The 23,554-nt window shown below is 49.2% G+C and carries 17 protein-coding genes; 9 read left to right on the top strand and 8 right to left on the bottom strand.

Annotation, left to right across the window (positions count from 1 at the left end):
- Positions 1-306 precede the first annotated feature (306 nt).
- From miaB to ACR6Z4_RS10105, 5 genes are all read left to right on the top strand, one after another.
- Positions 307-1,659 carry a tRNA (N6-isopentenyl adenosine(37)-C2)-methylthiotransferase MiaB gene (miaB, locus tag ACR6Z4_RS10085; protein WP_479717129.1) on the top strand — a complete coding sequence of 451 codons (1,353 nt, stop codon included), beginning with the start codon at positions 307-309 and terminating at the stop codon, positions 1,657-1,659.
- 366 nt (positions 1,660-2,025) lie between these two features.
- The gene (locus tag ACR6Z4_RS10090) at positions 2,026-3,147 is read left to right on the top strand and encodes a D-alanine--D-alanine ligase family protein (RefSeq protein WP_479717130.1); all 1,122 of its coding nucleotides are present in this window, start codon (positions 2,026-2,028) and stop codon (positions 3,145-3,147) included.
- Positions 3,148-3,678: 531 nt separating this feature from the next.
- Positions 3,679-4,191, top strand: coding sequence for a hypothetical protein (locus ACR6Z4_RS10095; RefSeq protein WP_479717131.1), 513 nt, complete (start codon positions 3,679-3,681; stop codon positions 4,189-4,191).
- Positions 4,192-4,685: 494 nt separating this feature from the next.
- A complete protein-coding gene (locus ACR6Z4_RS10100) occupies positions 4,686-5,135 on the top strand; it encodes a DUF4383 domain-containing protein (RefSeq protein WP_479717132.1) in 450 nt (149 codons plus the stop codon).
- Between the two features lie 274 nt (positions 5,136-5,409).
- The gene (locus ACR6Z4_RS10105; protein ID WP_479717133.1) at positions 5,410-5,544 is read left to right on the top strand and encodes a hypothetical protein; all 135 of its coding nucleotides are present in this window, start codon (positions 5,410-5,412) and stop codon (positions 5,542-5,544) included.
- 194 nt (positions 5,545-5,738) lie between these two features.
- Here the strand turns inward: ACR6Z4_RS10105 and ACR6Z4_RS10110 are convergent, their stop codons facing one another.
- Both ACR6Z4_RS10110 and ACR6Z4_RS10115 read right to left on the bottom strand, forming a co-directional pair.
- Entirely contained in the window at positions 5,739-6,290 is a 552-nt protein-coding gene (locus tag ACR6Z4_RS10110; protein WP_479717134.1) for a type II toxin-antitoxin system VapC family toxin, read from the bottom strand.
- Positions 6,291-6,303: 13 nt separating this feature from the next.
- Positions 6,304-6,750 (bottom strand): type II toxin-antitoxin system VapC family toxin, encoded by a 447-nt coding sequence (locus tag ACR6Z4_RS10115; RefSeq protein WP_479717135.1) that lies wholly within the window; start codon positions 6,748-6,750, stop codon positions 6,304-6,306.
- Positions 6,751-7,589: 839 nt separating this feature from the next.
- Between ACR6Z4_RS10115 and ACR6Z4_RS10120 the strand changes: the two genes are divergently transcribed.
- From ACR6Z4_RS10120 to ACR6Z4_RS10130, 3 genes are all read left to right on the top strand, one after another.
- Positions 7,590-11,756, top strand: coding sequence for a hypothetical protein (locus tag ACR6Z4_RS10120; RefSeq protein WP_479717136.1), 4,167 nt, complete (start codon positions 7,590-7,592; stop codon positions 11,754-11,756).
- Between the two features lie 149 nt (positions 11,757-11,905).
- The gene (locus ACR6Z4_RS10125; protein ID WP_479717137.1) at positions 11,906-13,966 is read left to right on the top strand and encodes a hypothetical protein; all 2,061 of its coding nucleotides are present in this window, start codon (positions 11,906-11,908) and stop codon (positions 13,964-13,966) included.
- A gap of 607 nt (positions 13,967-14,573) precedes the next feature.
- Positions 14,574-15,224: a sugar transferase gene (locus ACR6Z4_RS10130; protein WP_479717138.1), complete on the top strand. Its 651-nt coding sequence runs from the start codon at positions 14,574-14,576 to the stop codon at positions 15,222-15,224.
- Between the two features lies 1 nt (position 15,225).
- On the opposite strand, the gene ACR6Z4_RS10135 is transcribed toward ACR6Z4_RS10130, so the two are convergent.
- From ACR6Z4_RS10135 to ACR6Z4_RS10160, 6 genes are all read right to left on the bottom strand, one after another.
- Positions 15,226-16,257, bottom strand: a complete 1,032-nt coding sequence (locus tag ACR6Z4_RS10135) for a bifunctional heptose 7-phosphate kinase/heptose 1-phosphate adenyltransferase (protein ID WP_479717139.1) — start codon at positions 16,255-16,257, stop codon at positions 15,226-15,228.
- 60 nt (positions 16,258-16,317) lie between these two features.
- A complete protein-coding gene (locus ACR6Z4_RS10140) occupies positions 16,318-17,451 on the bottom strand; it encodes a hypothetical protein (RefSeq protein WP_479717140.1) in 1,134 nt (377 codons plus the stop codon).
- Positions 17,452-17,721: 270 nt separating this feature from the next.
- A complete protein-coding gene (locus ACR6Z4_RS10145; protein ID WP_479717141.1) occupies positions 17,722-18,471 on the bottom strand; it encodes a precorrin-2 C(20)-methyltransferase in 750 nt (249 codons plus the stop codon).
- Positions 18,472-18,573: 102 nt separating this feature from the next.
- Complete coding sequence (locus ACR6Z4_RS10150; RefSeq protein WP_479717142.1) at positions 18,574-18,969, bottom strand: DUF4346 domain-containing protein; 396 nt, start codon at positions 18,967-18,969, stop codon at positions 18,574-18,576.
- Between the two features lie 270 nt (positions 18,970-19,239).
- Complete coding sequence (locus ACR6Z4_RS10155) at positions 19,240-20,436, bottom strand: GNAT family N-acetyltransferase (protein WP_479717143.1); 1,197 nt, start codon at positions 20,434-20,436, stop codon at positions 19,240-19,242.
- 128 nt (positions 20,437-20,564) lie between these two features.
- Positions 20,565-21,275, bottom strand: a complete 711-nt coding sequence (locus ACR6Z4_RS10160) for a RibD family protein (RefSeq protein WP_479717144.1) — start codon at positions 21,273-21,275, stop codon at positions 20,565-20,567.
- A 208-nt stretch (positions 21,276-21,483) separates the two neighbouring features.
- On the opposite strand from ACR6Z4_RS10160, the gene ACR6Z4_RS10165 reads away from it, so the two are divergent.
- Positions 21,484-23,517, top strand: a complete 2,034-nt coding sequence (locus ACR6Z4_RS10165) for a HAMP domain-containing sensor histidine kinase (RefSeq protein ID WP_479717145.1) — start codon at positions 21,484-21,486, stop codon at positions 23,515-23,517.
- Positions 23,518-23,554: the final 37 nt, after the last annotated feature.

Raw genomic sequence — 23,554 nt, forward strand, 5'->3', positions numbered from 1 at the left:
TCTTCAGGTGCAAACAAAACCATATTTCGGGGTTGATCAATTCACCCCAAACCATCGTCATGCTATGACCCAAACCCTGGAGCTTTTAACTTTTTTAACAGTCTACTGCTTTGCGATTTCCGTTTGTATCAGACTACACATTTTTTTGAGCCATAATATTTAAGTTTGCATTTTGTAGTAATCGCCCCAAAATATGCCCTGCTTGATAGGCGATTGGTTCGCCCTTTTCATTTGGGTATAGACTAGAATTTCCGTCTCTGTTGAAGTTGCCAAATATTCTCAGGTTTTAGTCAAGCTAAAAACGTTATGTCTAGTTCTGCGCGCCGATATCACATCACGACGTTTGGATGCCAGATGAACAAGGCAGATTCCGAACGCATGGCTGGAATCCTGGAAGATATGGGGTTCCAGTGGTCAGACACAGCCGATGAAGCCGATCTGATCCTCTACAACACTTGCACGATTCGCGATAATGCAGAACAAAAAGTCTATTCTTACCTGGGTAGGCAGGCAAAGCGAAAGCACGAACAGCCTAACTTAACGCTGGTGGTGGCTGGATGTGTGGCACAGCAAGAAGGAGAAGCGCTGTTGCGGCGAGTCCCTGAAGTCGATCTGGTAATGGGACCACATCATGCCAATCGCCTGAAAGATTTGTTGGAACAAGTTTTTAATGGCAATCAGGTAATTGCCACGGAGCCAGTTCATATTTTTGAGGATATTACCAAGCCTCGACGCGATAGCACGGTTACCGCCTGGGTGAATGTCATCTATGGGTGCAATGAACGCTGTACCTATTGTGTGGTGCCCAATGTTAGGGGAGTAGAGCAGTCGCGATCGCCTGAAGATATTCGCGCAGAAATTGAACACCTAGGGCAGCAGGGTTATAAAGAGATCACCTTGTTGGGGCAAAATATTGATGCCTATGGGCGCGACTTGCCTGGAATTGCAGCATCCGGGCGACGGCAGCATACCCTGACCGATTTGCTTTACTTTATTCACGATATCCCTGGCATCGAGCGGATTCGCTTTGCCACCAGCCATCCTCGCTATTTCACCGAGCGGTTGATTCGTGCCTGTGCCGAGTTGCCAAAGGTCTGTGAGCACTTTCATATCCCGTTTCAATCGGGTGATAACGATATCCTCAAGGCGATGGCACGGGGCTATACCCGCGAAAAATATTGCCGGATTATTCAGATGGTGCGAGCTTATATGCCCGATGCCTCGATTAGTGCCGATGCCATTGTCGGCTTTCCGGGTGAGACGGAAGCACAATTTGAAAATACGTTAAGTCTGGTGGATGAGATTGGGTTTGATCTATTGAATACGGCAGCCTATTCGCCTCGTCCCGGCACTCCAGCCGCTGTATGGCACGACCAGTTAACCGAAGCGGTTAAGAGCGATCGCCTGCAACGGCTGAATCATCTTGTCTCCATCAAAGCTGCCGAGCGATCGCAACGGTATCACGGACGGATTGAAGAAGTGTTGGTCGAAGACCAAAATACCAAAGACCCGACTCAGGTGATGGGACGAATTCCCGGCAACCGTCTCACCTTTTTTACAGGGGATATCAACGAGTTAAGGGGTAAAATCGTACCCGTCAAAATTACCGAAATCCGAGCGTTTAGCCTCACCGGGGAACCTGTGTTTGCGATCGCCTGACGTCATTCAATTGACTGAGTTACTTGGCTATAACGTTAACAGCGAAACCGGAGGTTTCGCCGTTAACGTTATAGCTGGATTCAATCCTGCCTATAGCGGTGTGCAAAGTCATTACAGAAACGGTGTTGTGGGGCGCGGAGCGCCCCACAACACCGTTTCTGAAGCCATTCTTCAAAGGCGTTTTTGAGAGAGCCACGCAGAGCGCGGCTCTCTCTCAAAACCCATACTCTATCCAAGTGCGAAGCGCTATAAAATCTGGTGTGAAGAGAGCAATAGTGGTATTAAGGTAATGATTTATATTGCATTGTCAAACCCAGTGCAACACAAATCACTACTCTTTGAGGACGGTCACGAAAGGAATGCAAGATGCCAAAACTACGTGTTGGGCTGTTGTTTGGAGGATGTTCTGGGGAGCATGACGTCTCGATTAGTTCAGCGCGGGCGATCGCCCAGGCATTGAACGCTGACCAGAATATCGATAAATATGAGTTGATGCCCGTCTACATCCAAAAAGATGGACAATGGCAGATGGGCGACCTTGCCCAACAGGTTTTAACCGCAGCCGTTTCTGCCGCAGAGTTGCCATCGCAACCGAGTGAGCAAAGCAGCCTAACCACTACCGCCAATAGTCTTGAAGCGACATCTTCCAAACCTCGTCAGCTCGATCGGTGGCAACCGCCTGCCCAAGTAGCAGATGTCGATGTCTGGTTTCCTATTTTGCATGGTCCCAATGGTGAAGATGGCACCGTGCAGGGGTTGTTGCGGCTGATGCAGGTGCCGTTTGTGGGGTCTGATGTCTTGGGGTCTGCTCTGGGGATGGATAAGATTGCCATGAAAATGGCGTTTGCCCAGGCTGGATTGCCCCAAGTTAAATATGTTGCCGTAACGCGTGCCCAGGTTTGGTCGAATGCCTGCATTTTTCCCAAATTGTGCGACCAGATTGAAGCGGAGTTAGGCTATCCCTGTTTTATTAAACCCGCCAATCTGGGGTCATCGGTGGGCATTTCCAAAGCGCGCACTCGCTCTGAGTTAGAAGCGGCGTTGGACAGTGCTGCCAGTTACGATCGCCGGTTGATTGTCGAAGCTGGGGTCAAAGTTAGAGAATTGGAATGTGCCGTGTTAGGCAATGATCATCCCAAAGCCTCAGTAGTGGGTGAGATCACTTACACCAGCGATTTTTATGACTATGAAACCAAATACACTCAGGGCTTGGCAGATTTAGCGATCCCAGCTCAGGTGCCCGATGCGATCGCCACCCAGATTCAAGACATGTCTTTGCGCGCTTTCGCTGCCGTTGATGCTGCCGGAATCGCCCGGGTTGACTTCTTCTATGTGGAAGCTACCGGAGAAGTTCTGATCAACGAAATCAACACCATGCCAGGGTTTACTGCAACCAGTATGTATCCCATGCTGTGGGCAGCCAGCGGCATCCCCTTCAGCGAGTTGGTCGATCAACTGATCCAACTAGCACTCGAAAGACACTCCTAGTATTACAAACACTAAATTTTGCAACATGGGGGTTTGGGGGCGCAGCCCCCAAGAGGGGGTTTCACCCCCTTCACCCCCTCTACAACTTTTAAGTTGGTGTACTAGGATCACGAATTAAATAACCCGTAATTCTTTTTGAGAGAGCGACGGCTCCGCCGTCGCTCTCTCAAAAAGAATTGGGTTTTATTCAATCCGCGAACCTTAGCACTGATTTGGGGGATTGATGATTCCTGCCCTTCGGGCAGGAATCATCAATCCCCTCTTTCCTTTGCAAATCAGCCATTTACCTTTGGGTCACGATGTGATTCATCGCATCTCAATGTGGATAGTCTGAAGCCTGCTCAGCAAATTTACCTAATGAAACGTAATGTTATCGGTTGCATTGCTCGGTTGGGAATACGGGAATTCTAAAAATAGACCGATTCCGCGTATTTCACGTTGATTCAGAAAACCCTACACCTCCCCTTTCAAAATCTGTTGTGGAATGGTTGAGAATCGGCATCCCCTATGTGATTGTTCTGGAGGAGTACGATGAAAATTTCTCGATGGCTTTTTGCAGTGTTAGGTGCCAGTACTCTCGCCTTGTCTGCTTCAGATGCTTGGGCACAAAGCTCAATGCGATACATTGGTCGAGCCGTAGGTGGGCAAAGCGTCACGGTCGATATGAACTCCATCAATCCCGTAAGCTACAGAAGCGTTGATTTTGTCTATTATCTGGGCAACGACGAACGCTACAGTCAGGCAAACTGCGAAGATATGACCTGGACGACGTTCGCAGATAATGTTGTACATCGTCCGCAATCAGACACGACCGCCGAGATGCTGCGAATTGTCTGTAATGCTGGAGGCGCTAGCACGTCTTCCACCTGGCGTGTGTTTGCCCCACCCTCGAATGTCCGCGTCAGCCCCAATGGTGCAATACAATGTGTGCTTCATGCCCGATCCACCATTAATGTCTACCGCTGGGAGGGTGAGTGGGCGCTGACCGACGCCTGTGGCAGAAATGGCTATATTCACAATAGTCAAATCGAGCCAGTCAATTAATGCTTCTACGTTTGGTATCAGCCAGCTATGAACAAACTTGCGATCGCCTTACGCCAACAAGTAAAGCGATCGCAGTTACCTATTCATCCAAGCAGTCATAAAAAAGTAATGATTTTTTTGTTACGCGGGTGTTGCCTGCGTAACAAAAAACCATTACCTAAATACCACTACCCAGGTTCACTTTGTAGAGTCAATTAACTGCTGCCATCAACGTATTTGCTACTTCAAAAGTGTAGCCAATCTGCGAATATTTCCATCCTAAATTTACCAATCCGCAAGGCTTCATTGGCAACCTCCTGAAACGGCGATTGAGATCCTCAGCACTTTCAAACTTAAGTCCGTTCTGTGTTTCATCAGTAATCTATCCCCCTAGTCAGAGGAGCTAATAAATTCAAACGATTAGCTTAAAGTACAGACGAAAGTGCAGCTGATTTGAATCTTGAATATTCAAATCTTGAACGATTAAACCTAAGCTAAACACGGAGAATTTGACCATGAAAGCAGGACAGTATTTTTCCTTAATTGCGGGCATCTTTTTTGTTGGACTTGGAATTATGGGACTTATTCCAGGACTAGTTCACTATACGGCAGCCACCTCTGAAGTAAGTGATGCCTACAGCATGGGATATGGTTACATTGCAGGAATTATTCCTACCAATGGAATTCATAATTTCATTCGCATTGTTGCTGGATTGTTGGGAATCGCAGCATCCCTCTCGCTAGATAGTGCTCGCACCTATAGTCGAGCGATCGCCGTGTTCTATGGGCTGTTTGCTGTACTAGGGCTCATTCCCTATGCCAACACACTTTTCGGTACAGTGCCAATCTTCGGAAGTGATGTTTTATTGCATGGTTTGAGCGCTGCTATAGCCTTCTACTATGGATTCATTGCTTCACCGGGACTTTTGGAATTGGCTAGCGATACCCCTCAGCGAAATCCCTAGAGACTGCTCTAGTAATTTGCTTAAATCAGGCAGGAGGTGTCGAGTATAGGCACGATTTGCAATTTCATAACTCGGTTCGATACGCGATCGCAGCCTGGTAGATGAGCACAAGTTTATCTAAAAATCAAATGGATTTCTTTGCAAGTCTGGGTTCGCGATCGCACTCGAACTTAATCAAACTCGCGATTCGGAGCGGAAATCTCAGCCTCTGGCATTCGCTGCCTTAGTAACTCTGCAAATTGCGGTAGATGAAGCCATTGAGGTTCGAGCGGGTATGTTAGTCCAGCGAGGGTTGGGGACATTTGATGCGTTGCATTTGGCTCGTGCCGAGACCAGTCAGGTAATGGCATGGCTGACGGCAGATGATCGATTCCTTCTGTTTTTCTGTCACTGCGATCGCTTTACGTAAGGAAATAGAGCGATCGCAGTTTGTTCATCGTCAGATCACAGTTGCCTAATTAAAGCTGAAGTCAATTGGCAATCTGAGAGCTGTTCTCATCAAAGCCTGAGTATCCCAATATCACCCATTACCCACCGCAGATTGATTTAAACATCAAACGGGTAACCTTCGAACGGTTGGGTGCATGGGTCTACGTTAGCCCGTTACAAAATTGTTAGCGCAATGTCTGTATCACAAAACTTGATAGGGACTCCACTTTTGTTGGTAATAATACCATCTAGTTTAAGCACATCCTCATCTACAGAAATTAGAACTTCCGCATCAAAGTTAATAGCACTTGCAACATGAAGTGCATCGGCAGCTCGTATACCCCGAACATATAACTCCACATTACTTAACTGTTCTTCTACTGTTGTAGAAGTTAGATCAAGAACATCAATGCTAAAAAAACGCACTGCTGTAATAGTCTGCGGGACGATAGAACGGGCTGCAAGAACTCGAATTGTACTTGCATTTGCCATACCTGTTGCAACTGAGGTAAGTTGCTTAAACAAAGCCTCTTCAACTTCATAGTAAGTTAAACTCGATGTCGCTGCTATGTGTGAAGAAGCTACTTTCTTAAGAACATTTTCTGCATCTTCAAATAGCTTTTTGGGAGTACGTCCTCGGCGATCTGTAGATCGCAAGCTTGAACCAGCGATTGCTTGTGCGCTGAGATAGTCTATAAAAACACCTGTGTCAATGTAAACCTTCACGCCTGATCTACCTTTAGACCTTGCTTGTAAGTTGAGATATTAGCTGTTCGGGTGTCACAACTTCAGGCTTACCAGTTGACAGCGAAATCAGTGTACTTTTTAATGCCTTATCATAAGTTACAAAATAGTCGCAATCCGACGCACTACTTAAAATCAAAACATCATTGGAATGGGCAATTCGATTACGAAGGTTTGCTGCCTGTTTAAGATACTCTTCAGCTTTCTCAAAGTTTAGGGGTAAAAGCCTAACCTCTTGTTGAATCTCATTAAACACTTCAGGATGTTTACGAGCTTCAGCAAGGAAAAAAAGCTCCTGAAGTACTATCGGGTTAATTGCAAGATGAACTTTCTCGATTATCTCTCTAGAGAATAGATGCGAGCTGGGCGACTCACCACGCAGATAAGAAGCTACAACATTCGTATCTAGAAATACGAGAGGTTTGCCGTTGAGTTCTTGCACTTTAGCGCCTTTTAATAAGCTAGCCTTCCTCCAGTTTAAGCATAAAAGCATGAGAGAGCAAAACTTGACGGCTCTATAACAGTTTCTCCTAAACAGTTTGAGCTAGTGTTGCAAACACGAAATTTTGCAACATGGGGGTTTGGGGGCTGCGCCCCCAAGAGGGGGTTTTACCCCCTCCACCCCCTCTAAAACTTTTAAGTTGGTGTACTAGATGAATAGGCTGTAACATGCGGCAGGCGATCGCAAGTCATACGACTCTAAGTATATTTTTGTTGCTTCAGTCCCACTTTTCCTGAAGATAGTCGAAGATTGGAAATTCGTAAGTCTGTGTGCTCTACCCTCAGCAAAGACTCCATAGAATTCCGTTGGCGAATTCCACCTGAAAATTTTCTGTTGATCCCTACCGGATACGAATCCAGATATCCGTAGGTAGACGCTGTTGATGGTCAAATCTTCTTGCTAATCTGTCTCTCTGGTCTGTGTCAAAAAATATTGCAAAAGGTTGATTCTGACAGTGTCAGGGACTTGATCGGAGCAATCTTCAACTAAACTTGTAATCGCTCTTCTCAAAAGATGGTATCGTCAATTATTTTGTGGCACGGCATCATAACCTCGCCCAATAATTTCAAACCTCAAACCTGCTATCTCCGATAGAGTCTAATGAGGCGATAATGCGATGAGTTTGTTTGAGAAACCCCCGTTGAAAACACGGCAAATCTATCTGATTTGGGTTAAATTTGCTGCGCTCCTGGGGAAATCTCAATTAATATTTATGCAGTAGCAGTAGTTACGCTTTCAAGCTTTTATAACGACAACTTTCTTGTCAGGGGATTTTTACTGTGACCTCTCAGAAAGCCCAAATTCAAGCAATGATTGACCAAATCAACGAGGTATTGGGTAGACCGATTCCTCGGATGCCTTGGGTCACGTCTCAAGCGCTCGAACAACATCGAGACGTTTTAGAACAAACTCGCGGCTATCTGGCTCTCCTGGAAAAGCAATTGGCGGAGGCAGAGCGGTTTGGTGCAATCAGCCCTGGGAGCAGTTTTTTCCCACCGTCAGCCCCATCGGCGGGTCAATATCAAGCGATGCAGGCGGCAGCGGCGGCAGAGTCTGCCCAGCAAGTGTTGCAAGCTGTCTTGCAAGAAATGAACTACCTCCGCTCGAATGTGATGCAGCCTCTGCGCCAAGATATTGAGGTGATGCAGCAACGGCGAGAAGCGTTGGCACAAGAAATTCGGCTGTTAGAAGCCCAACGACAGCATTATTCGTTGCCCCAGCAGCAGGTTAATCAACAACAGATTATTACTGACTTTCTCCAGTCGTTGATGGGCAGATTGCAGGAAAATCTGACGGGACAAGTTGCCCAAATGTTAGTTAATTTGGAAGCTCAGTCCTTACGCGATCGCTCTCTTATGGGCGATCCGGCTCCTCAACTGACAGAGGGCGTTTCTGGTTACCAACCGCCAATGCTCAGCCCATCGCAGCGGCTAGAACATTTGCAAATGATCCAGGCACAGTCGGATCAACTGGTTCTCAAGCTAGACTCAACCCTGGCAGTGATTTTTGACTCGTTGCAAAACAATATCCAGAGTTATCAAGAATCGCTGGGTCAGGGCTTAGACAAAATGCATAGTCTGGGTCAGCAAGGCGAAGCCATGTTTGCTGCTCTGGTCAACCGTTTGGCGCAACAATTGGGACGAGAAGCCTCGACCTATCTGCAATCGTCCATCGAAACCGATGATTGGCAACCCACCCCACCTCTGGCGGAACCCAAGCCATCGCCCTACGATGCTAAATCGTCATTGCCGTTAATTGGCAACCTCAAAGAGCCACCCTTCCCGATCAGCAACATCGACGATAGTGGTCCGGCAACTATCCTGCAACCGCCATCCGGCCCGATTCCCCGCATCATCAGTGATGCCGAGATGGCAGATTTGGATCTGAGTGATTTTGAGTTAAGTTCGCCCGCAGATATCGACGCGTCTAGTTTGCAAGACGATCTCACGTTCTTGCAAGCCAACCAACCGTTCACCACCCTGCCCAGTGATGATGACGATCTCACCTTCTTTCAGTTCGACAATGATCTGACGCAAATTCAAACGGATCTGGAAGAACTCACCAGCATTCAGGGCAGCCCGCTGTCGCCATCGTCGCCCGATGATTTAGACTCCGCCTTTGATCTGCTGAATCAGTTAACCGATGACTTGCAGGCAGATGATGCCGCTCCATCATCAACTGCCAACCAAAATCAGGCGATCGCCCCTACAGAAGCGGTTCCCAGTGAACTCGATGATCTGTATCAAAGTCTATTTGGCATTGCCGGTTCAGGAGCCGATGCCGATACCGAGTCGCTCGCCAGTCCGATTGACCAACACATTGCCGAAGCCATTTCTGCCGTTGCCCCAGAGTTGACCGACGTTCCTTCACAAACAGATAGTCCCCCTCTGGACGCCGACATCTTTACCGAAGCAGACCTGTTTGGTGGCATTCCCGATAGCACCCAAGCCGCAGAAATCGCGCCGTTAGACGAGGTTTCCCAGGTGATGGCGCAATCCTTAGAAAACTTCTTGTTTGAAGAAGGGTCAACCGCGATCGCCGATACAGGTGAGTTGATGAACCTGGAAGCCTCATCAGAACGGGCAGCACCCTCCCTCGCCGCAGAGGATGGCATGACGGATGGCATTCCCCTAGACGAAATTGAATCCGTCACCTCGCTTTCAGAACTCATCGGTATTCCTGATCCCGAAGCCGAAGCCAGTGCTGAGTTAATGGAAGCCTTGCAATACTCGTCTGAGACGGATATTGGGCTTGACGGTGAAGACTACATTCCGGCATCACCCGACGAAAGCTTGATCGAGGAAACAGAAGCCTCCCCAGAAGAGGGGCGCGGAGAGTTGCGTCTGCCCTCTGATGCGCTGCAACAGTTGACCTCTGATTTGTCTAGTCTAGAAAGCTGGCAGGATGCACTGTTTTCTGATACGCCAGAATCGTCGTTAGTGGATGATAGTGAGTGGGCGGCGTCAGATTGGTCGATGGCAGAACCTGCCCAACCGACCCCTGAGGATGCGGCAAGCACTGCTGCCGATGACGATGAGGATGCCCTTTTAGAATTAGAAGAAATTCCCAGTGAAGCTGCCGATCTGGAGATGACGGCGGATACATTGAGTCCCGCGATTGAACCGACCGAGGCGTCTCTAACCGAGCGGGTCAACGAGAGCGATCTGGATTCAGCATTATTCTTGCTGTCTGAAGATTTAGACCCAAGTGATTACTCCAGCGAAACCCTTTACCTGGATGAGCCAGCGGCAAGCCCCGAAGCGGAGAGTGATGCGATCGCGTCTGACCTGTCTGATACCTTTGATATTGCTGACACTGCTGCTGTAGACGACTCTGCCCTGGCTGACGTATTTGCCGTCTCGGATGAGTTCGAAGCTGTTAACAAGTCCGAAGCCGTTGATGAGTCCGAAGCCGTTGATGAGTCTACGATTGATGAATTCATGGCGCTTGAAGCTTTCTTGCAAGAAGAGTCGGATGACTCAGGTGCCGCCACCTTTGACTCTGGTCTGGAAGATGTAGGCGCATCCAATCTGGCATCTGAGTTGGACTCCCTGGAGGGATCACAACCCGATGTAGAGCCGGATGAACTGGAGCAAAATTTAGATTTCCTAGGCGAAGCTTTGGCGCAAGATCTAGCGTCTTTGGGGATAACAGAAAGCCCATCAGATTTTGACCTGTCGCCGGATGCCAGCCCATTGGGCACAGAGTCATCAGATGATATCGATCATTCCTTAGCCGGTCTAGAAGGGCTGAAAGCGGCAGACCTGTTTGGAGAGGAGGCTGAGGAAAATTCTGAAGCTGGTTTCTTTGATCTGCTGGAATCGCAGGCACCTGAAGTAGGGGCTCCTGAATTCGAGGCACCTGAAGCGGCAGCATTTGAGCCGGAGGCACCTGAAGCGGAGATGTTTGAACTGGAGGTACCTGAAGCGGAGGCATCTCAACCGGAGGAGTCTGAACCGGAGGTATTTGCATTAGAGGCTGAAGAGGATAGTCTGGCTGGCTTCCTGGATGCCGAATTAAATACCGAAGAAGCCCCTGCTTTTATCTCACAAGAGTTTGATGTAGATGACTCTTACTATGATGAGATGCTGTTTGGCTTTGAAGAACCTGCGGCGATCGCCCAACCCAGTGCTGATGATGAGCCGACCGCCATTTTAGACCCGTCCCAACTCCCCTCCCCACAACCCCCATCTCCTACCGATACAATCAGTTCCACGATCGCAGATTGGTTTGCCACGGGTGACACAGAGGATCTGTTTGCGGAAGAAATGGTATCTGAAACGCCTGAGTCGCCATTGAGCGACTTTGCCGATGCCATTTCAACCTCGCCTGAAATCTCCTCAGATCCGCTCGGTTCGACGATCGAAGACCTGTTTGCTACGGAATCGCCCAATTCATTATTTGCGGCTCCGTCTGTGTCAGAGCCAGTCGATTTGACATTGGATGATTTTGCTGCTGCCACCGGGGCAGATGCATCTGCGTCTGAGGCATCGTTTATGGGCGCAACGGGTGACGATCTGTTCGCAGCGGATGAACCCGACAGTTTATTTGCAGATGATTTGATGGCTGATCTACCTGAAGCACCTTCAGCAAGTTCAGAGGCAGACGCAACTGCATTTACGAACCCTACGATTGAAGATTTATTTGCGGAAGTCGAAAACAGCACGCTAGCCAGTTTAGATAGCCTGGGAACCCCCGCTTCAGAAGATACTAACGCCTTCACATTAGAAGGTTTGGATCGGTTGTTTGAAGCCCTTCCCGATGCCGATCCATCTACTACACCCATAACGGATGCCCCAGGTGACAAGGGCGCGGATGAGTTCACCTTAGAGAGTGCCTTTGCAGATATTCCTGAGAGCCCTACGACTACGCCTGAAGGGCAACTGTTTGTGCCCGAAGAGGATGACTCTGCATCCGACCCCAGTTCCCAAAAAAAAACACCCTAGCGGCGACGGTAGCGCCTGAGCCTGAGGCTATTGCCCTGGCAGACGAAGTAACCGAAGTCGATAGCTCAAACCAATTAGACATCTCTGATGCAGGTGCGCTGCCACCGCAGTCTGAAGCGCCGCAAGCGGGGCGTGAGTCATTGTGGTATTTGGGTGTTGATATTGGCACCACAGGCGTTTCGGCGGTTTTGCTAAATGCTAAGACGCATGAGCTACACCCGATTTACTGGTCTATGCCAACAGGGATTGCTGCGGCTGACGCTGAGCAAGGTGAAGCACCCTCAGAGATCTCTTCAGACAAATGGTTTCGCCTCCCAACGGAAGTTAGCATCCCTGCGGAGCAATCCTTGCTGGCAACCAAAGCAGAGGATCTGGCGATCGCCCTTAAGCCGCCCGGATTAGCAGAAGAGTCTGGTGCAGCACCGATGGATGTGGAACCCGAGACTGCCTCTGCCCTGCTATCGCTCGGCAACTGGAAAGCGTATTTAAATGCAGGGATTCCTTACTATTCGCGCCCAACCCTAAGTTGGCAGCCGATTTTGCAATGGTCAGAGCAAATGCAACTACCTCTCTGGGTCGTGCAGTCTGTGGTGCAAAGATTGGTGGCGACCCTTAACCCAATCCTCAATCCCGTTACCCACTCTACAGATCCCCTAGATCCCACAGATACAGATCCCACAAATACGGGCGCAGATAGTAGCGCGTCATCCGCGATCGCCTGTAATGCAGTAGGTCTAGCGCCACAGGACTTGCAAACTGCGTTGCGATCGCTGACGGGTGTGGCAATCAGTTGTCCGGTGGGTTGGTCAGATGCCTATCGCTTCAATTTACGAGAAGCGATTTTGGCAGCAGATTTGGTGGATCAGCCGACACAAATTGTGTTTTTAGAAGATGCGATCGCTGCTTTGCTTTCGGGTTTTCCTGACGAGCAAGGGCAGGCTTGGGTCTTGCCACCGGGTCTTCCCCATAAGCAACCCTTACCTCATATTGATTGGCACGGAGTCACTCTGGTGATCGATGCCGGAGCTACCGTAACGGAAATGGTCATAGTCGATCTGCCCGATCACCTCCAATCGTTGACCGATCGAAACTTTTTTAGCCGGAGTTTTGACTACGCCGGTCATGCTATCGATCAAGACATCATTTGCCAACTGATCTATCCTGCCTGGTTGAAACAGGCGCAGTCTTTAGAAACCAAAGACGCAGAGGTAACGGATCTGACCTATACCTTTGGGACTGGGCAATTTGCTACATCTGGGACATTTGTGGATGGTTGGCACTGGCAACCCAATACTCTTGAACCCCAACATCTGGCATGGCAAGCCTTGAAGCTAGACCAACTGACCTTCCCATCTCCGGGTGAACCCGACCTGGCAATTCGCCAGCAGTTGCAACAGCGCTTAAATAGTTCACCTTTGGGACAGGGATTATTAGAAGCAGCCCGACATTTGAAAGTGAGCTTGCAACACCAGGATCGTTTTACCTTGCGCATGGGGAACCAAACGCTCACAATCACTCGGCAAGACTTGGGCAGTCGCGTGTTTTTGCCCTATGTGCAGCGCTTGAATCGAGAGTTAAATGCGGTGCTCAGTCACATGGGTGTCTCGATTTCACAGGTGCGACAGGTCTTATGTACTGGAGGGACGGCATCTTTAGGCGCGATCGCCCGCTGGTTACGCCAAAAACTCCCCAATGCCACCATTATTCAAGACACCTATACCCAGGTTTATGCCATGTCTTCCAATAGTCTCTTGACCTGTAGTCGAGCTGCCTATGGGCTGGCAGTGGCGTGGTTTTATCCCCAGATTTTGGCAAGTTCTCGCGCTCACCAGAATGACTATGGTTTGTTGTTAGCGTTAATCAAAGTCTTTGCCGATCAGCCGCTGACGGTTGACAGCATCTTGCATCAGCTGGAGCAACAGGGCATTAATATCTCAGTCGATCGGTCTAGAATCATGGCTTTTCTAGAGGGACAGTTGCCCGCAGGTCTCGTATTTGCTGATACTGAGATGGCACTCTTGACTCAAGATTCACAACACAATCCTGACTACGAGAAAATACTAGCTGCCCCCTTGTTTTATAAATTAAATCAACAAACGTATTTACCCAATCCTAATCAGCGACACCATTTAGAGCGATATTTAGCTGCACTGCTCACTACGGCTCGTCAAACTCAGACTGGTAAACCTCAGCCACTCTCAACCTCATAAAACGAGTCTGTGTTTTTACAGAGCGATCGCTCTTTATGAAAAAGGCATATATAGCACTGTATGGGTTGATGCCGTACGGTGTTGTGGGGCGCGGAGCGCCCCACAACACTGTTTCTGAACTTAACCGTATGGAAAAGCGGCGCAGCGCGCCGCTTTTCCATACGGTTCCTGCTTGATTATGAGTACATAGAGCTAGATCAACGTATGTAGCCATCCTCCGATCTTTTGGTATCCGTAGTGCCATACCGATGTATCACAGCAGCGAGGTGATACTGGATGATGAGCGTGACTGCAAACCTAGATAGCTTAGTTGGTAACACTTATAGCCTCATGCTATGCCGTTGGAACAGGTAATGCGTTGTTTTGCCTAGCACATTTGTTACAGGATGCCGTATTAATACGGAAATACATCGAAACTTTATAAAAGTCCTGCTCAGGTGAAAGTTTGAGCAAACTCGTGCCCTGTCTCTATCTTTACGAGAGACTGACACTTATAGTTGCAGGGAAGGGGTTATTAATACATAAACTCCCTAATCCATAGAGGAGCCAATGGCGAAACGCAATGATTACCTCTAATTCTTCTCCTATATTTTTCAGTTCTCCTCCTATGCTGGCTCGTCCTCATGAGTTCTCACCCGACGAGAAATCAGTTCACCCTTCAGTGACGAGTAGAGTTAAGCGCTTAGTTGATATTGTGGGTGCATTAGTGGGGCTTGTGATGACGGCTCTGGTTGCAATCCCAGTTGCGATCGCCGTTCAGTTCGACAACCCCGGTCCGATTTTTTACAGTCAGGTTCGCTGTGGGTTTAATGGGCGCACCTTCCGCATCTGGAAATTCCGATCCATGGTTGTTGAAGCCGATCGCCTCAAACATCTGGTTCACAATCAGGCAAAGGGCAATATTTTCAAGAATCGTAACGATCCCCGTGTTACTAAAGTTGGCAAGTTTTTGCGTCGCACTAGCTTAGACGAGCTGCCCCAATTTTGGAACGTATTGCAGGGAGACATGAGTCTGGTTGGCACCCGTCCGCCCACCGTCGATGAAGTTATGGGTTACAAGCCTCATCACTTCAAGCGGTTGCTGGTGAAGCCTGGGATTACCGGAGAATGGCAGGCAAACGGACGTTCAACCGTCGAAGACTTTGAAGATATCGTCAAAATGGATGTCGCGTACCAGGAAAAGTGGTCAACCCTGTATGACATCGTGCTGATTTTGAAAACGATCAAAGTTGTTGTGTTTAAGGACGGGGCTTACTAGATTACGCAAGGTCGTCTAACAACAATTGCAGCGCTGTCTTCATGTCGGCAACCGTCGTCGTTGCTGTACCAAACTGACGGACAACAATGCTGGCGGCTAAATTTCCCAACACTGCCGCCTGCCAAGCTGAACCGCCAACAATCAAACTGAGTGTCAACGCCGCCACAACCGTATCGCCTGCACCCGTGACATCAAACACATCGGTGCGATTAAAAGCCGGGATCACCTGTTCCGAGCCATCTTTGGCAAACAGGCTCATGCCATCTTCCCCGCGAGTAATCAGAATATAGTCTGCCTGAGTCAATGCCAGCAAATCGTTCCCCGCCTGGTGCAGCGACTGAGCATCGGTGATCGGATAACCTACCGCTTTCTCTGCCTCTGGCAGGTTGGGGGTAAACAGCGTGGCTCCGACATATCGCGCCAACCCAACTTGTGTATCTACAATGGTGCGAGTGTGGCTCAACGCCGCCTGGATAACCGCTTGGGTCAGTGTACCGTCGCCGTAATCCGAGCAGACGACGGCATCGACCGTTGGGCTATGGTGTTGGATATAGTCAGCCAGTTGCAGTTGCAGGTCTATGTCGGGAAGGTCGTCTGATTTGCGATCGATGCGAACAATTTGTTGCGTTACAGATTGGCGTGCATGCCCAGAAATCCGGGTCTTGGTAACCGTGGGGCGATCGCTATCTACCAAAATTCCTTGCGTATCAATGCCAGCCGTCTCAAAAATGCTGCGCAGGGCGTTACCCTGTTCGTCTTTGCCCAATAGCCCGACTGCTTTGACCTGAGCCCCCAACTTTGCCAGGTTATAGACAGCATTGGCTCCACCCCCCGGAATTTGGCGAGTAGTTTCATGCCGCAAGATTAATACGGGAGCTTCCCGCGACACCCGCTCAACTTGCCCGGTGAGAAATTCATCTAAGGTCAGATCGCCCACCACCAGAACTTTTGCCTGGGAAAAGCGATCGAGTAACTGCTGCAATTGGTCAGCGTGAGTTTTAAGATCAGCCGCAAATGTGGTATCTAAGGTCATGCGTAAATCAAGAGCATTGCCCGCTGTGGCTTGAAATTGACAGGCTATATTGTAGCTGGTTTAGCCTGCGGAGTCTCCAGACCCCGTTGGACGACACCCATCTTGCCGCTGAAAAACTACTTTGATCCAATAGGGGATGTTTGTTCCGTACTGAGCCAGATCATCATCCACATCGATTTCAAGATCGGAGACCAGGTCGATCGCTTTCTGATTAAAAACGCCATACCCAGACGACTTGAGTAATTCAGGATTCGTCAGATCGGGGGCTTCTACAGGGTCTCCCTCAGGCGTCAAAATCAGACCCACCCAAACTTCTGCACTATTGACATTGCGGAGTTGGCAGGCAAGGTCAGGGAACACTTCTGGGGGTAAACTCTTTCTCTGAGGCCCAGGATACAGATTGTTTTCGTCTCCAGTAGGTTGCCAAATTTCTTCTTCTTGCAGTCTTCGAAGCCAGACGGTTACTCTAGAGCTGCCTTCGGTTTCACCACTCCCTTCTTCGTTTAACGCCAGCAATTGGCGCATCTCGTTTTGTCTAGCGACTAATTCTTCCTGGACTTCTTCAGGCGATCGCTGTGGCGTAGCGCCAGGACTGGGGGTGGCGCTAGGACTGGGAGTGGAGGTGCGTCCCGTCGTTAGCCCATCTAAATCTGATGATTGTACAGTGTCTGTCGGACTGGGAGTCGTGGAGGGAGTGGGAGTAGGACTGGGACTGGGAGTGGCTGAAGCCGATGGTCTAACTGTAGGGGTGGCGCTGGGGGATGGATTGGTAGGAATCGTGGTGCGGGGTCGCGTTTGTGCTGGGGGAACGTAGGGAGGAAAAGAATAGTACGACGACGGGGGACGACTGGGAATCGTCGAGAAAGGGTTGGGTTGGGTGGGAATGGGCGGAAAAGGGCTGGGAATAGGGTTCAACGAAAATAAGTCGGAATCAGAGGTGGCGCTGGGTGGCACAAAATCAGGCGTTGAGATATCGGGTAATTGACTTTTTTCTTGGGGGGTCAACTCCAACAAACTAACCGGCGTAGGGACGTCTGGCTCTTCTAGCTGAGACGCCGAGATCGGCAATAACGGCATCACGACCCACAACCCCCCGTGAATTCCGATGGATGCGATCGTGGCAATCCAGGTCGGTTGGCGCAGGTTTTGACGCAGGTTGGCAGGGAGTGATTTGGCGAACTGGGGGTAGGACATAGGCTCCCAACGTGAATGACAAATCTCAGCAATTCTATCTCAGGATAGCGAAGCATGAGGGGAAAGGATACTAAAAGCAGGTTTCGAGTCTATTTGCTGCTTTGGGGGTTGATTCAGTCCGGTGTTGTGGGGCGCTTCGCGCCCCACAACACTGTTTCTGTACTGGACGGATTCTGTACTTAACGAACTTGCACACCGCTGTATTGAGCAAGCCTGTCATGTTCAATAATCTGATTTAAAGACTACGACAAGAGGGTAAAAGTTGCAGGCTTATCTAGCCATAGGGGCTGCTGTGCTGTCTATCGATTTTTTACCAGGGCTGACCTGAACAATCAGGATGGAGAAATACGGTAATTGCAGTTGCGGGCGATCGCTCAGGTCGGCATAGATTTTTTGCTGGGGTTGGGTTGCCCGCTCAACCACATAACTCGTTTGCAGGAGATGATGCCGGTTTAAAACCTGCCACACCTGTTCATAAACCGAGCTAACTTTCATTAAAACGACTACGTCTGAATAACTCAGCGCGGTTTCCAATTCTGTAACCGTGTAAAGCGCGGGCAAAATGGTCAATCGTTGCGCCAGGATCGTCAGCGGAATGCCTAAGACAGCGGCGGCAGCTAGAGGTGAACAGATACCCGGAATGGTCTGCACGATCGCTTCTGAATGCTGGTGTTGCAGGGTTTGAGCGAGATACGTAAAGGTGCTGTAAAAACTAACATCGCCTTCGGAGACAAAGGCAACATCATCCCCTGCGGCTAAATGTTGCCATACCGTTGCGGCAGCTACCTGCCATGCCTGAGTTAAAACGGTTTCATCGTGAACATAGGGAAACTGGAGCGGCAATTGTTTTTGGTGGGGTTGCAGCCATTCTGCGATCGTCCTTTGGGCAATGCCGGGTTGACCGTTCAGCCCTTCTGGGAATGCGACAATGGGGACACGTTGCAATATTCGTAGCCCCTTAACCGTGATCAATTCTGGGTCACCGGGTCCAACCCCAATGCCATAGAGCGTACCTAGCATGGCTTAAATCCTGGGTAATCCTAAAATAGTCATGATGTTTTGTTGCGCGGGCGTCGCCCGCGCAACAAAACATCATGACATGCATCACATGAATACCACGGCTTAATCCTGGATATAGTCCTGTCCATTCAGCAGGGCTATTTCGGCACGGATGAATTCTCGTCCGAGGTATGCGGCATGGTCGAGATAGCTGATGGGGCAGGGCTTGGTTTCTTCAAAAATTTGGATGCAGAGTTCTTTTGCTGTTCTGCCACAAAAACTAGCGGTGGGGGTGCGTTCGATTTTTCCGGTGCAGGGTAGGGGTTCGCCGGTGACGGAATCACACGCCAGCCCTTTGTCGTTAATCACGTTGCTGTAATGTTTGGCGCAGATGAGTCCGGCGTCGCGATCGAGATAAATCAAGAAATAACCGTTTGGATCAAGCTCAATGTAGCGGTTGGAAAGTTTATCATCCAGCTGGGTTAATTCGGCAGCAGTTGGCTGTGTAATCGGTTTCATATCGGCAATCTATGGACAAACGGTAGACGATGAGCGGGTTTTGAATAGGTTTGCACAGTTCCTTTAGGAACTGTGCAAACCTATTCACCAATCTAGTCGTGTGAATACTAAGGATCGTGGATTTAATAAAACCGAAGATTTATTTTTGGAAGCGCGGCTCCGCCGCACTTCCAAAAATAAACTTCCGGGTTTTAATTAATTTGTGATTCTAAATTTTGCACCATGGGTGTAATTGACTCTGATCCGCTGGGCGATCGCCCTGGATTGATCCTAACGCTCTTGCGGTTGACTCGTCTCTTTTTTAAACGGCAATTCTTCGTTGATCGAGTCGATTTCGCGTTGTTCCATCTCGTTGATCTCGCCGATATAGGTTTGCAAGATCTGAGCTAAACGCGGTTCGTAAAAGCGATGTAACGAATGGTTGGGGGTGGCAGGAAAGCCCCGCCGTTTTTTGTGTCGCCCTCCGGCACCGGGGTCAAAGGTTTGGATGCCATTGGCGATCGCCCATTCGATCGGGGTGTAATAACACGTATCAAAGTGGAGATTGTCAAACTCTTGCAGTGCGCCCCAATAACGCCCATACAGTTGATCACCTTTGGTTAAACAAAAGGACATACCGATGGGATGCTGCGGCTTTTGCTCGTCGTATACACCAAACAACACCACGCGATCGCAATAGTTGGGATAGAGGTGTTCAAAAAACCGACGGGTCAAATATTTGCTGCCCCACCAGCCAAACTTATCGCAGGTGTCACTATAAAATTCATACATTTGCGACAGCAGCGATCGCGAGATTGCTTCCCCCGTCAGCGGTCGGACAGATAACCCGATATTCGTCACGGCTTTTCGTTCGCGTTTGATATTGCGTCGCTGGTTGGCATTAAACGCGCCCAAATAGTCATCAAAGGTGTGAAACCCTTGATTTTTCCAGATAAAGCTGTGATGCAGCCAGCTGATAAACCCATGCCGTTCCATCAACTGTCGCCACTGCGGATCAACATAGAGAAAATTGCACCCCGAAATTCGGTTTTGAATACAAAAATGATCGATCGCTGAAACCATAATTTCGGTCAGCTCGTCTTCATCTTCACCGGGAGCCAATAAAAAGCGATAACCTTCTGCCGGAGTAAACGGCGACATGCCCAACAACTTGGGATAATATTGCACCCCCAGCCGACCGGCTAACTCTGCCCATTGGTGGTCAAAAATAAATTCACCGTAGCTATGCCCCTTGATATATAGCGGTGCTACGGCAATTAGAGAGCGATCGCGCCAGACCGTCAAATGATTGGCTAACCAACCTGCCTTTGCCGTCGCGCTACCAGACGATTCCATATTATGCAGCCATTCCCACTCAAAGAATGGTGTTTGCAACGGCATTGCCAGGGCATCCCATGCAGATTGGGGAATGTCTGCAATTTTATTTACCCAGGTAATGGAGTAACGCGGCTTAAGCTGTTCCACCATAAGATTGATCAAGAATGGGTATTTAGCGCTTTGCGCCTGGATAGATGACGGGTGTTGTGTGAGAGCCGCGCGGAGCGCGGCTCTCACACAACACCTTAGACTTTGCGCAATTGAACATTGCGATAGAACTACTGCCCTTTTGATAGGGTAGTGCAATCCTCAGTTTGTTGCAGACGATAATGCAGAAATACCTCGTGATCATGGGTTTGAACTGAGACCAGTTGCAAGCGAGGGGCGATCGCGGCTAACCATCCAGACCCTTCGACGGGGGTCGGGGCATCGACGCCTCCCAAAAGCAGCGGACAGACTGTGAGCCACAGCTCATCGATCACATTTGCTGCCAAGAGAGAGGCGACCAGGGTACCCCCTCCGGTCACCACAATCCGGCTCAACCCCAATTCCCATAACTGGTGTAAGATTGCAACCCAGTCAAATCCTGTAGCACTACTGGGGGCGATTAAAATCTGATCAAATTGGCAGGAATCTTGCCATTGAGTTGCCCCTGTTGCCGTCGTCAACAACCAGCGGCGCACAGGTTGTCTAAAAAACGCATAGTCTGGGTTGAGGGTTGCGGATTTTGAACAGACGATATGAATAGGTTGAGAGGGACTTCCCCGATCATTGCGATGTTGCAGTAGATTGGGACTAGAGACTCTAAGAGTAGTGCCGTAGGCTCGTAAGGTTTCTGCGCCAAATAAAACTGCATCTGCCTCAGCAATCTGGGTTTCTAGATGGGCTTTGTCGGTTGCAGACCCAAACCGAGCGGGCGATCGCTGATAATCAGCAATTTTTCCATCCGCACTCATGGCTAATACAACGGTTGTTTGGGGTCGATTCATAGCATAAAAAGGCACGGGTTTAAAATTCGCCGGGTGACTGCCATAAAACCTTTGAGAAAAGTATAGAAAGTGTCTCCCAAAAAGACATTTCTTCATCCAGATGAAGAATAGCTGAAGAATCACTTCACCTGTGACAGATGCCTCAATTGTCTTATGTGGTTGAATTAATCTTTAAAGGGCGAGTTTGCGCCTTTGGTTGAAACTGCTTATGGCTATGTTCGGTCAGTCCTCATTTCGCCGCATTTTGCTGACGCGGGTTTTACTGCTCAGCATTCCAATTTTATTATTGGGAGTAGCGGTTACCTTTCGGAAAGCACGTACGAGCTTGCTCTATACTGCCCGGATCAACCTGACCGAAAGCGCCATTCGCAAGGCACAAGCGATTCAGTCTTCTGTCCGCTCGATTCACTCCAGTATGGCGATCGCCAGCGACACGGATGCGCTCCGATCGGGTTCGACAGATCTGTCTCAAATGTTTTTAGATCAATTGGTGTCGCAACTGCCAACGGACGTGCAATGTTTGCAGCTTGCCGATCTGCGCAATAAAAAATTAATTGCCAGTACCTGCGGTCAACAGCCGCTGACCATCGGTTCAACCGAAAATTGGGCAAAACGAGCCGATTTAGAAGGGGGCGATCGCTTTCAAAACTTTACGCTGATTGCCGATCAACCCAAAAAACTGGAGCAAGCCGAAGACCAGAGTCAGCTAGATTTAGTTCTCAGTACTCCCGTATATGACTCAGCCGGACGGCTGCGATATAGTCTCAGCGTCGAATTTGTTGTCAAACAAATGGAAAGCGCAGAACCCTGGTCGCTTCTGGGTTATACCGTGGTCATGGATGCCAATGGCAATTTCCTTGCCCATCCCTATGCCCGGAAGGTGGGGCATAACATTCAAGATGAAGGCGATTTAATCCGCTTCAAAGATATTCTGGATAATTCCCTGCGGGGCACCAGTGATGTTCGGCATATTAACTTCGAGGGCGACGGAACTGAGTGGTTGGTTGGGTTCAGCCCAGTGTTCATTCCCACCAGCGCAGGCGACAACCAGATCTGGACGGTAATGGCAGTCACGCCATTAGACAGCGCCCTCAAGGGGCTTGATTCTATCACTCAAATTTTGGTGATTTTGACGACAGGGTTGCTGGCGGCTCACCTGCTAGCCATGCTTTATATTGCAAGAGATCTCTCGCGTCCGATTGAGAAGCTAAGTAAATATGCCCGTCGTATCCACAAACGCAACCCCCTGGAGCGGGCACCCAAAAATTTCAGTATTCGCGAACTCAACCATCTGGCTGAGGCGCTAGATAATATGGTGAGTCGCCTGGAAGAGCGGGCGAGAGAACTGGAATCGGCTTGGCAAGAAGCGGAAACTGCCAATCAACTTAAAAGCGAATTTCTAGCCAATACCTCTCACGAACTGCGAACTCCGCTAAATGCCATTATTGGCTGCATTCGGCTGGTTCGCGATGGTTGTTGTGATACGCCAGAAGAAGAATTTGAATTTTTAGAACAAGCTGACAAAGCGGCTGTCCATCTGCTCAAAATTATTAACGATCTACTCGACATTCGCAGGATTGAAGAAGAAGGGTTGCCCATGTGTATGGAGGCGATCGATCTCTGCCAGATTTTGCAAGAGGTGATTGAAATCCAAACCGTTCAGATTCAACAAAAAGGCTTGGAACTCCATATTCCAGACCTGTCCACCCCGATCATGGTTCAAGTTGACCCAGCTCGCTTAAAGCAGGTGTTGTTGAATGTGGTCTATAACGCTACGAAGTTTACAGATCAGGGGGGGATTACGATTACTACTCGGATCGAAAGTGCCGCAGACACCTATGACCACGGCTCAGATGGTGATATTTATCAGGATGCTACCGATGAATTTTCGCCCCCTACGTCCTGGGTGGTTGTAGCGGTTAAAGATACGGGTATTGGTATTGATCCCGACCAGCAACACAAACTATTCCGCCCTTTTGTCATGGTCGATGGCTCAACCACTCGCAAGTTTGAAGGAACTGGGCTAGGGTTGGCAATTTCACGGAGCTTAATTGAGATGATGGGCGGCAGTATTACCCTGCATAGCGATGGTCTGGAGTTGGGCACTACTGTAGAAATTACGTTGCCTGTGGCGACCCATGCTCAGACCCATATCCAGGAACCGATAGAGGATAGTAAGCCTACGGTCAATTCGGTTAATTCTGCCAGTTCGGCAGCAGAACATTCCGCGATCGGGTCTTAACGAATTTGATCGATGAGAATGGGTGTGGGTGCGGCAC

Source organism: Calyptranema fuscum S582, from assembly GCF_055793305.1.

Excerpts from the sequence above, each read along its gene's own strand:
- miaB (WP_479717129.1), top strand. The coding sequence starts at position 307 with ATGTCTAGTTCTGCGCGCCGATATCACATCACGACGTTTGGATGCCAG.
- ACR6Z4_RS10090 (WP_479717130.1), top strand. The coding sequence starts at position 2,026 with ATGCCAAAACTACGTGTTGGGCTGTTGTTTGGAGGATGTTCTGGGGAG.
- ACR6Z4_RS10095 (WP_479717131.1), top strand. The coding sequence starts at position 3,679 with ATGAAAATTTCTCGATGGCTTTTTGCAGTGTTAGGTGCCAGTACTCTC.
- ACR6Z4_RS10100 (WP_479717132.1), top strand. The coding sequence starts at position 4,686 with ATGAAAGCAGGACAGTATTTTTCCTTAATTGCGGGCATCTTTTTTGTT.
- ACR6Z4_RS10105 (WP_479717133.1), top strand. The coding sequence starts at position 5,410 with ATGTTAGTCCAGCGAGGGTTGGGGACATTTGATGCGTTGCATTTGGCT.
- ACR6Z4_RS10130 (WP_479717138.1), top strand. The coding sequence starts at position 14,574 with ATGCTGGCTCGTCCTCATGAGTTCTCACCCGACGAGAAATCAGTTCAC.
- ACR6Z4_RS10135 (WP_479717139.1), bottom strand. The coding sequence starts at position 16,257 with ATGACCTTAGATACCACATTTGCGGCTGATCTTAAAACTCACGCTGAC.
- ACR6Z4_RS10140 (WP_479717140.1), bottom strand. The coding sequence starts at position 17,451 with ATGTCCTACCCCCAGTTCGCCAAATCACTCCCTGCCAACCTGCGTCAA.
- ACR6Z4_RS10145 (WP_479717141.1), bottom strand. The coding sequence starts at position 18,471 with ATGCTAGGTACGCTCTATGGCATTGGGGTTGGACCCGGTGACCCAGAA.
- ACR6Z4_RS10150 (WP_479717142.1), bottom strand. The coding sequence starts at position 18,969 with ATGAAACCGATTACACAGCCAACTGCTGCCGAATTAACCCAGCTGGAT.
- ACR6Z4_RS10155 (WP_479717143.1), bottom strand. The coding sequence starts at position 20,436 with ATGGTGGAACAGCTTAAGCCGCGTTACTCCATTACCTGGGTAAATAAA.
- ACR6Z4_RS10160 (WP_479717144.1), bottom strand. The coding sequence starts at position 21,275 with ATGAATCGACCCCAAACAACCGTTGTATTAGCCATGAGTGCGGATGGA.
- ACR6Z4_RS10165 (WP_479717145.1), top strand. The coding sequence starts at position 21,484 with ATGGCTATGTTCGGTCAGTCCTCATTTCGCCGCATTTTGCTGACGCGG.